At 70.2% G+C, this 9,975-nt stretch carries 5 protein-coding genes; 2 read left to right on the plus strand and 3 right to left on the minus strand.

Translation table 11 applies throughout. From position 1 onward, the window contains the following. Positions 1-6 precede the first annotated feature (6 nt). On the plus strand, positions 7-5,568 hold the full coding sequence (mads8, locus tag AC27LF_RS18975) for a methylation-associated defense system ATP-binding protein MAD8 (RefSeq protein ID WP_479657188.1): 5,562 nt from the start codon (positions 7-9) through the stop codon (positions 5,566-5,568). Positions 5,569-5,663: 95 nt separating this feature from the next. Here the strand turns inward: mads8 and AC27LF_RS18980 are convergent, their stop codons facing one another. From AC27LF_RS18980 to deoC, 3 genes are read right to left on the minus strand one after another with little or no spacing between them, the layout of a single operon-like run. Then, positions 5,664-6,551: an aldehyde dehydrogenase family protein gene (locus AC27LF_RS18980; RefSeq protein ID WP_479657189.1), complete on the minus strand. Its 888-nt coding sequence runs from the start codon at positions 6,549-6,551 to the stop codon at positions 5,664-5,666. Further along, positions 6,544-7,974: an aldehyde dehydrogenase family protein gene (locus AC27LF_RS18985; protein WP_479657190.1), complete on the minus strand. Its 1,431-nt coding sequence runs from the start codon at positions 7,972-7,974 to the stop codon at positions 6,544-6,546. Before AC27LF_RS18985 ends, AC27LF_RS18980 begins: the two co-directional genes overlap by 8 nt. A 3-nt stretch (positions 7,975-7,977) precedes the next feature. Continuing rightward, on the minus strand, positions 7,978-8,937 hold the full coding sequence (gene deoC / locus AC27LF_RS18990) for a deoxyribose-phosphate aldolase (RefSeq protein ID WP_388704005.1): 960 nt from the start codon (positions 8,935-8,937) through the stop codon (positions 7,978-7,980). A gap of 135 nt (positions 8,938-9,072) precedes the next feature. Here deoC and AC27LF_RS18995 point away from each other — a divergent pair, with 135 nt between their 5' ends. Then, complete coding sequence (locus AC27LF_RS18995) at positions 9,073-9,744, plus strand: PH domain-containing protein (protein WP_479657191.1); 672 nt, start codon at positions 9,073-9,075, stop codon at positions 9,742-9,744. The last annotated feature ends 231 nt before the right edge of the window (positions 9,745-9,975 follow it).

A 9,975-nucleotide genomic window follows, 5' to 3' on the forward strand; every position in this document is an offset into this window, starting at 1 on the left:
AGGACCATGACACGAGGACTGGTGGAGATCACCGAGACCGACTGGCGGCGCGCGCTCGAACACGTCGCACTGCCAGGCCTCGCCGACCTGCTGCGCGCCCGCGAGGCCGGTCACTGCATGCGGGTCGGCGGGCTCGACGCCGAACTCGCCGCCCGCCTCACTCTCGGTCTGCGCCAGGCCGTCCCCGACGCCCAGGTGCACGTGCTCGCGGCCGGCCCTGCGGACGGCGGTGACGCGACGTCCATCACCAGCACCAAGCTCGTCGAACTGCGCAACCCCGACGAGCGAGGGCGCCTCAGGCCTCCGCTCCTGGTGTTCGTACCGCCCGGAACCAAGGCCAGCGCGGAGGACTCCTTCTCGGTCGCCACCTTCGAGGAGGTCTCCCTCCACGAGGTGCACGCCCGGCTCAGGCGGAATCTACTCAAGGACGTGCCCGAACCGCTGCGCACGAGCGTCGAACGGCTCCTCGCCGAGACGTCCGACGCCTCGGACCGGGACGCGGCCCGCTACCTGCTCACCCTGCGCGAGAACCAGCATGATCCACAGGCCGCCGGAGCCGCGGTCCACCTGCTGGGCCTCATCCCGGACTTCCAGCTCTTCACCGACCCCTCCCTGCTCGTCACCAAGATCCAACGCAATCGGCGCACCGTCGCGAAACTCACAGACGGCCCCGCCACCGACCGGCAGCGTGTCCTAGCCCTCGGTCTGCCCCGCAACTCCGACGAACACCAGCGCTTCCTGCGTCGTCTCGTCGACTTCGCAGCGGCCACCGGCCTGTCCGACCCCCGGCACTGGTGCCGGGCCATCGCAGCCGACCCGGACAACTGGCCGCTCGCCTTCCACCACTGGCCGCAGGAACACGACCCGGCCGACCAGACCGTGCGCATTGAGGTCGACGACCTGACGGCCCTGCCCAAGGCCGGGGAGAACGCGGAGGACCAGCGCAACCACCCCGCCCTCGACCGGCTCTTCGGCCAGCCCTACCTCCTGCCCGGCGGCCTTCCCTCCCTCCCGGTCACCTTCTCCGTGGACCGCGGCCAGCGGGGCATCACGGGCCTGAGGCGCTTCAAGGTCGAGATCTGCGCCGAAACCGGCGACGAGCCCGGAGACGAGGACGGCGGTGACACGGGTGCCCCGCTGGTCAGCCCGACCGGGCTGACCGTGACCGTCCCCGTCGGCCCTCGGATCAAGCCGCAGTACAAGGCGAGCATCAAACTCCGCAAGGGGCGCCGCGCGCCGGACTGGGAGGAAGGCTGGCACTTCGTCCGTGTCACCCCGCTCGACGGGAACGACGACCCCATGCACGCCGCGGGCAGCGGGCAGACGGCAGGCCGCCGCCCGTACGAGAGCGACCGTTTCTACGTCGTCCCTGGAGGCGAGTTCGACGAGCCGCCCACCCCCCGTGGCCACCATGCGCCGGGCCTTGCCCAGGCGATCAACCGGCTGCGTTTCACGGCGCTCGCCGAAGGTCGTGACCCCACGCGAGTGCAGTGCCGCGAGATCGGCTGGGGCCCCCGCGGCACCAGCGTGAAGTCCCGCTCGCTGCGCGCCTCGTTCGGACCCGCCGGGCTGGTCACCATCGATCTGCCGCGGCTTTTGGCCGAGGCTGAGCAGCACATCCTGCGGACGCCGCACACCCTGCAAGGGCCCGAGATCAACGTGGACGCGGCCGGGGCCGCCCGGCTTTCCACGGACGAGCAAACGGGTCCACAGGTCGATGACCCCGCCGATGGCCCGGACGAGGGAACCTTCACCGACTACCTCCACGCGCGAGCGGAGCTCTTCGGCTACCTTGCCGTGCCGGAGTCCACGGACGACGCGTCGGACGTCCTGGTCGTGGAGGGGGCGGACCCACGCGCGCTGCGGACCGCCACCGAGGCATACGCGGAGGCGTACCTCACAGCCGTTACCACCTGCCTGCGAGCCCTGGACCGGCCCAACGCCTCGCACACCGATCGGTGGCGGGCGCGGCTGCACAGCCTGCTGCGCACGGACACACTCACCGTCCGCCTGCACGACCCGGACGGCAGCCGGCGCACCGTCGTCCTGGTCGCCCCCACCCATCCGCTGCGCATGCTGTGGTGGAGCGGGCAGGCGGCCCTCGCCGACCACTGGCTCGAACAGCTTCACGATGCCCCGGCGGGGGTGGTCAAAGCACGGCTGGACAGCCTGGAACGGCAGTTGGCACCTCTGGGCTACCCGTTGGCCGTACCGCTGGATTCAGGCGAACTCGCCTTTGCCAGCAGTCCCTTGACGGACTACTGGCAGGTGTGCCTGCCCAGCGAGGCCGATGACCCCCGCGAGGTCCTGGCCCGGGTGGCGGGTGCGCTCGGCATCGACGTGGCGGCAGCGGCGGGTGGGGTGACCGGCGTGGAACTCGCCGATCGCGTGGAGAAGTACATCCGCCTTCATCCCTACGCCGACAGCCTCGTGATCAACGCGCTCGGCGCCGGCCACGGCGAACTTCTCGCCGACATGCTGGTCGCCCTCCAGGAGCGCCGCCACCTGTCCCACCTCCACTACACGGTGCGGCTCTTCGCCACCGCGCCCGACGACCCGTGGACGGCTTCCGCGCTGACCGACCTGATGGTCCCTGCGAGCGGTCCGCGTTCCGTCGCCGCGGAGGCCTTCGCCACCCCCGGGGATCCACTGAGGCCCAAACTGTCGGTAGTGATCCGCGACGCCACGGAACTCCTGGGAGCCGCCGACGACTTCCCTGCTCACCTCACCTTCCTGTTCAACCCCTTCGGCGGAGAGAGCCACGACATCGCGCCCGGCCGCGATGGCACCGGACGGGTCGCCGTGCACGGGCTTGTCCAGGAGATGAGCGGCGACTATCGGGAGGACGACGAAGGCGTCGAGTGGACCCGTCGGCCGCGCCACGGCCTCACCGACCCCGTGGCCGGTGCCGAAACCACCGGCGACCTGCTCGCGGCTCTGCCCAGGACCCTGTCCGCCGCCCTGGTCGCGGCCAGCGCGGGCGAACACCAGCCAGGGATGCTGCCGCAGATAACGGTCCGCCTCACCCCGGACGACCGGGCCCTCCTGCACGACGTGCACCGGATGAGCGACTGGGTCGTCACGGTGGACCGCACCCTTGGAGCGGAGTACTTCGACCACGGACGGCGTGGGCGCACCGAATACGTCATCGACCACACCACCACGTCCTATGGCGGGCTCGGCCATCAGATCGTGGTCTCCTCCCGGTCGCTGGACGAGATGCGCGCCTTGCTCGGCCCGGTGCTCGCCGACCGGTCGCTCGCCATCCCCGAACGGCACATCCGGACCTTTTTCGACCAGCTACGGGAATTGTCCGGCAGCCTCGTGTTCAAGCTCGCGGCGCTCGGCGAGAACCAGCGCACCGAGGTCCTCGGCCTGGCCCTCGCACGCCGGTACCTCGGTGCCCGAGACGCGCTGCGCGACCAGATCCTCATCCCCCTCGACGCCCACCCCGAGCTCTACGAGGAGGAACGCGGCCGGGCGGCGGCCGGAGACACCGAGGTGCGGCTCCAGCGCACCGACCTCGCCCTGTTCGACCTCGACGCCGAGCGGCGCACCGTCGTGTGCCGACTGCTGGAGATCAAGTGCCACACGGGCGGTGGCCTCGGTGCCTACCAGGGCAAACGCCAGCACATCATCCGCCAGACGGAAAACACCGAGCGGATCATCGCCAAGCGGTTCGATCCGGTACGAGGTCGTACAGACCGCCCGTTGCAGAACGTGGCGCTGCGCACGCTGCTGGAGAAGTATCTTTCCCGCGCGGGCCGTTACGGTCTCTTCGGCGAGCGCGCGATGGCCGAGGCCCGCTGGCTGCTGGATCGCCTCGACCACGGCTACCGCCTCGAATTCACGCGCACCGGCCTTGTGTTCGACCTCTCCAGGGATGGTTTCGACACCGATGACGAGGAAGGGGTGGCGTTCCACCGGATCGGCCGCGACCACGCGGTGCGGCTGCTCGACGACATCGAGACGGAATACCGCAACGCCCCGGAGAACGCTGGACGGGACTCCGCAGCACACGAGCCGGTCCTGCCGGGCTTGGAGGACCTCAGTGCGCAGAATGGGGATCCCGTTCCGGTCACGGCCACTGTCCAGCTACGCCCACGCGCACGTGCTCGGGCGATTCCTGAGGAACTGGCCCCTCTGCCCGACGATCCCGACGAGGCCGCGCCGGAGCTACCGGAGGCCGTCGACGCTGTGGTCGTCGATGCCACGGCAGCCGCTGTCGAGTCCGAGGCCGCACAGGAGGACAAGCGGATTGAGGCGGAGGGCAACCTGGACGACCACGAGGACGCCGCCGACGAACCCAGCCCGGGGGACAGTGCACCCGATGGCTCAACCGCTGATTCATCCAGTGCCTCGGAGACCAAGGACCCCGACATCGTCCTTGGTGTCTCGCGACCGTCCCCGCAATTCGGTCTCCTCGGCGTGAGTGCGGGCCGCACCGTTGCCCTGGACCTCAACGAGACACACGCGATCAGCTTGTTCGGAGTGCAGGGCGGCGGCAAGAGCTACACCTTGGGCTCGGTGCTGGAAATGGCGAGCTTGCCAGTCCCAGGGGTCAACCGTCTGGTGAGCCCTCTGGCGAGCGTCGTCTTCCATTACAGCGAGACCTCGGAGTACGAGCCCGAGTTCCTGAGCGTGATCCACGCCAACGATGATGAGGGTCAACGGGAGGCCTTGCGCCGCCGGTATGGAGCGCAGCCTGCTGGTCTCTCCGACGTCGTCTTGCTGGTTCCCGAGGAGTACGTGGAGGAGCGTCAAGCCCGATACCCGGGTGTTCTCGTGCGTCCCCTGGCTTTCGCCGCGTCCGAGCTGAAGATCGCTCACTGGAAGTTCCTCATGGGAGCCGTCGGCAACCAGTCCGGCTACATCCGGCAGATCGGCAGAATCATCAAGGCCAACCGCGCCGACCTGACCCTGGAGGCGGTCCGTCGCGGAGTCGAGGAGTCGACACTTGAGGAGCATCTGAAACGAAGGGCCAGAGAACGGCTCGATCTCGCAGGCGATTTCATCGACGATTCCGCGCGGATCAAGGACCTTGCGCGGCCGGGCCGTCTGATCATTGTGGACCTGCGCTCCGACGACATCGAGAAGAGCGACGCACTGAGCCTGTTCGTCGTGCTGATGCATCTGTTCTCGGAGGCGACGGACGGGGGGCGTCCCTTCAACAAGCTGGTTGTCTTTGATGAGGCGCACAAATACGCCGACAGCGGCGACTTGGTGACGGGGCTGGTCTCCAGTGTGCGCGAAATGCGGCACAAGGGGATGTCCGTGCTCGTCGCCAGCCAGGATCCGCCCTCCGTGCCGTCGGAGCTCATCGAGCTCTCCACCCACATGGTGCTGCACCGGTTCACGTCGCCGGCCTGGCTGAAGCATCTGCAGAAGGTCAACGCGGCCCTGTCGGGACTCAACGCCGAGAAGCTGGCGGCGCTCAGGCCTGGGGAAGCGTACGTGTGGTCGGGGAAGGCCACGGACGAAGCATTCGCCAGAGGGACGGTCAAGGTCGACTGCCGGCCGAGAGTCACGCGGCATGGTGGTGCGACGCGGACCGCGTTGGGGCAATGAGTCGGCAACCTGGCAGGAGGGCCGCGGACTCCTCCGGACGGAGAGGAGCCGCGGCCCTGTTCACGGGGTTGCCGCCCTGCAGCGGTGAGTGATGGTCAGTAAGAGGAACCGGACGCGCCCAGTGCCCCCGTCGGGTGCCATACCGTCTTCGTCTCCAAGAACGCCGTCAGCCGCTCGGTTCCGGGCGTCTCAAAGTAATCCACAGGCTGTGGACGAAGGACGCGCTTCAGATTGTCGGCCGCCGCGATCTCCAGGTCCTTCGCCAGCGCCTCGTCCGCGCCGGCGAGGTCGATCGCGTTGACGTCCTGGTGCGCGGCCAGCGGCGCGGCGATCTCCGCCGTACGGCCGGAGAGCACGTTGACGACACCGCCGGGCACGTCCGAGGTGGCCAGCACCTCGGCGAGGGAGAGCGCGGGGAGGGGCGACCTCTCGGAGGCCACCACCACGGCCGTGTTGCCGGTCGCGATCACCGGGGCGAGCACCGACACCAGGCCCAGGAACGACGACTCCTGCGGGGCCACGACGGCGACCACGCCCGTCGGCTCGGGGGAGGACAGGTTGAAGAACGGGCCCGCGACCGGGTTGCCGCCGCCCACCACCTGGGCGATCTTGTCGGTCCAGCCCGCGTACCAGACCCAGCGGTCGACGGCCGCGTCCACCACGGCGCTCGCCTTGGCCTTCGACAGGCCCTCGGCGTCGGCGACCTCGCGCACGAACTGCTCCCGCCGGCCCTCCAGCATCTCCGCGACCCGGTAGAGGACCTGGCCCCGGTTGTACGCCGTCGCGCCCGACCAGCCGCCGAACGCCTTGCGGGCGGCGACCACCGCGTCCCTGGCGTCCTTGCGGGAGGAAAGGGGCGCGTTCGCCAGCCACTTGCCCTTCGAGTCGGTCACCTCGTACACCCGGCCGCTCTCGGAACGCGGGAACTTGCCGCCCACGTACAGCTTGTAGGTCTTGAAGACGGACAGTCGTTCGTCAGACATCGAGGTACGCCTCCAGGCCGTGGCGGCCGCCCTCGCGGCCGAAGCCCGACTCCTTGTAGCCGCCGAACGGCGAGGTCGGGTCGAACTTGTTGAACGTGTTGGACCACACGACACCCGCCCGGAGCCGGTTCGCGACCGCCAGGATCCGCGAGCCCTTCTCCGTCCAGATGCCCGCCGACAGGCCGTACGGCGTGTTGTTGGCCTTGGCGACGGCCTCCTCCGGGGTGCGGAAGGTGAGGACCGACAGCACCGGGCCGAAGATCTCCTCGCGCGCGATGGTGTGCGCCTGGCTGACGTTCGTGAAGAGCGTCGGGGCGAACCAGTAGCCCGACGACGGGAGTTCGCAGGCCGGGGACCAGCGCTCGGCGCCCTCCGCCTCGCCCCGCTCGGCCAGCGCGGTGATCCGGGCCAGCTGCTCGGCGGAGTTGATCGCGCCGATGTCGGTGTTCTTGTCGAGCGGGTCGCCGAGACGCAGCGTCGACAGGCGGCGCTTCAGGGACTCCAGCAGCTCGTCGTGGATCGACTCCTGCACCAGCAGTCGGCTGCCCGCGCAGCAGACCTGGCCCTGGTTGAAGAAGACACCGGTGACGATGCCCTCGACCGCCTGGTCGAGGGGGGCGTCGTCGAAGACGATGTTCGCGCCCTTGCCGCCGAGTTCGAGGGTGAGCTTCTTGCGGGTGCCCGCGAGCGTGCGGGCGATCTCCTTGCCGACGGACGTGGAGCCGGTGAAGGCCACCTTGTCGACGTCGGGGTGCGCGACGAGGGCCGCGCCGGTGCGGCCGTCGCCGGTGACGATGTTCACGACGCCCGCGGGCAGGCCCGCCTGACGGCAGATGTCCGCGAAGAACAGCGCGGACAGCGGGGTCGTCTCGGCGGGCTTGAGGACCACCGTGTTGCCGGTGGCGAGCGCCGGGGCGATCTTCCACGCCAGCATCAGCAGCGGGAAGTTCCACGGGATGACCTGGCCGGCCACGCCCAGCGGCCTCGGCGACGGACCGAAACCGGCGTGGTCCAGCTTGTCCGCCCAGCCCGCGTAGTAGAAGAAGTGCGCGGCGACCAGAGGGAGGTCCGCGTCGCGCGTCTCCTTGATGGGCTTGCCGTTGTCCAGCGTCTCCAGGACCGCCAGCTCGCGGCTGCGTTCCTGGATGATGCGCGCGATGCGGAAGAGGTACTTGGCGCGCTCGGCGCCGGGCAGCGCCGACCACTTCTCGAACGCCTTGCGGGCGGCCCGCACCGCCCGGTCGACGTCCTCGGCGGTGGCCTGGGTGTACTCGCTGAGCACTTCCTCGGTGGAGGGGGAGACCGTCTTGGCGAGATCCCCGCCCGCGCTCTCGACGAACTCGCCGTCGATGAAGAGGCCGTAGGACGGGGCGATGTCGACGATCGCGCGCGACTCGGGCGCGGGAGCGTACTCGAATGCCATGGGTCAGTCCACCGTTACGTAGTCGGGGCCGGAGTAGCGGCCGGTGGCCAGCTTCTGACGCTGCATCAGCAGATCGTTCAGGAGCGAGGACGCGCCGAAGCGGAACCAGTGGTTGTCCAGCCAGTCGGCACCGGCGGTCTCGTTGACCAGGACGAGGAACTTCACCGCGTCCTTGCTGGTGCGGATGCCGCCGGCGGGCTTCACACCGACCTGCACACCGGTCTGGGCCCGGAAGTCGCGCACCGCCTCCAGCATCAGCAGGGTGTTGGCCGGGGTCGCGTTCACCGCCACCTTGCCCGTCGACGTCTTGATGAAGTCGGCACCGGCCAGCATGCCGAGCCAGCTCGCCCGCCGGATGTTGTCGTACGTCGACAGCTCGCCCGTCTCGAAGATGACCTTCAACCGGGCGGACGTCCCGCAGGCCGCCTTCACCGCGACGATCTCGTCGTACACCTTCAGGTACTTCCCGGCGAGGAACGCCCCCCGGTCGATGACCATGTCGATCTCGTCGGCGCCCGCGGTGACGGCCTCACGCACGTCGGCCAGCTTGACGTCGAGCGCGGCACGGCCGGCCGGGAAGGCGGTGGCGACCGAGGCGACCTTGACGCCCGAGCCGGCGACGGCCTCCTTGGCCACGGCCACCATGTCGGGGTAGACGCAGACGGCCGCGGTCGTCGGGGTCGTACGGTCCGTCGGGTCCGGGTGGACCGCCTTGGCGCCGAGCGCCCGGACCTTGCCCGGGGTGTCCGCGCCTTCCAGCGTCGTCAGGTCGACCATCGAGATGGCGAGGTCGATGGCGTACGCCTTCGCGGTGGTCTTGATGGATCGGGTGCCGAGCGAGGCGGCGCGCGCCTCCAGGCCGACCGCGTCGACGCCGGGCAGCCCGTGCAGGAAGCGGCGCAGCGTGCTGTCGGACGCGGTCACGTCGGCGAGAGCCTGCGCTGTGGGAGCAGAGGTGGGCATGGTCACCAGACGAGCATATCTACGCGCGTAGCGGCTGTACAGCCCCCGGACCGGCCCCGGACCCGGGCCGCGGCCCCGCCTCCGCCCCGGTACCGCGGATGAGCGCCGCCGGCGGCGTCGGGCAGAATCGGTGCCATGACGACCCCGGACCACCAGCCATCCGAGCCGCAGCCGCCGGTGCCCACCGCCGAGGACCGGGTCCACCGGTCGTCCGGGGCGATCGCCGGTGGGGTGGTGATGCTCGCCATCATCCTGTGGCTCGGCTTCGACGCGCTGTTCAACGGGCACGGCCGGACCCCCTGGCTGGCCCTCGCCACCATGATCCTCGTGGTGCCGCTGGTGGTCGCCTTCACCCTGCGCCCGGCCGTGTACGCGGGCGAGGACCGGCTGCGGGTGCGCAACCCGTTCCGGGTGATCACCCTGCCCTGGGGCGAGATCGCCGCCCTGCGCTCCGGCTACTCGAACGAGGTCGTCGCGAAGTCCGGCACCAAGTACCAGCTGTGGGCCGTCCCGGTCTCGCTGCGGGCCCGCAAGAGGGCCGCCCGGCGGCAGGCCCGGTCCGAGGCCGCGACGCGCGACGGCGGCGGTGGCCGGTCCGGCGGGCCGGGCACGGGGCTCGGCGCCGGGGCCTCCGTTGCGGGGCGGGCCGAGGGGGATCAGGTTGTGGAGGATCTGCGGGAGGTGCTGGAGCGGCGGGAGGCCGCGGCCGGTGCTCAGGGTGAGGTCGTGGTGCGCTGGGCTTACGAGGTCCTGGTGCCGGCGGTGGCCGGTGCGGTGCTGTTGGTGATCCTGCTCGCGGTGGGGTGACAGTCGCCGGCGGCGCGCTCTGCCGGTCGCCGGCGGCGCGCTCTGCCGGGTGTGGCGGGCTGTGCCGTCGGTTTTCTGCGGCTTCGTTGTGGCTGGTTGCGCCCGCGCGGCGGAGCCGCATGTTGATGCAGCCCCGTGCCCCTTTGGGGGGCGGCCCGTCGTTGGTTGGCTGCGGGGGCGTTGTGGCTGGTCGCGCAGTTCCCCGCGCCCCTTTGCTTGAGTTTTAACCCG

It is taken from the genome of Streptomyces diversicolor (genome assembly GCF_057537855.1).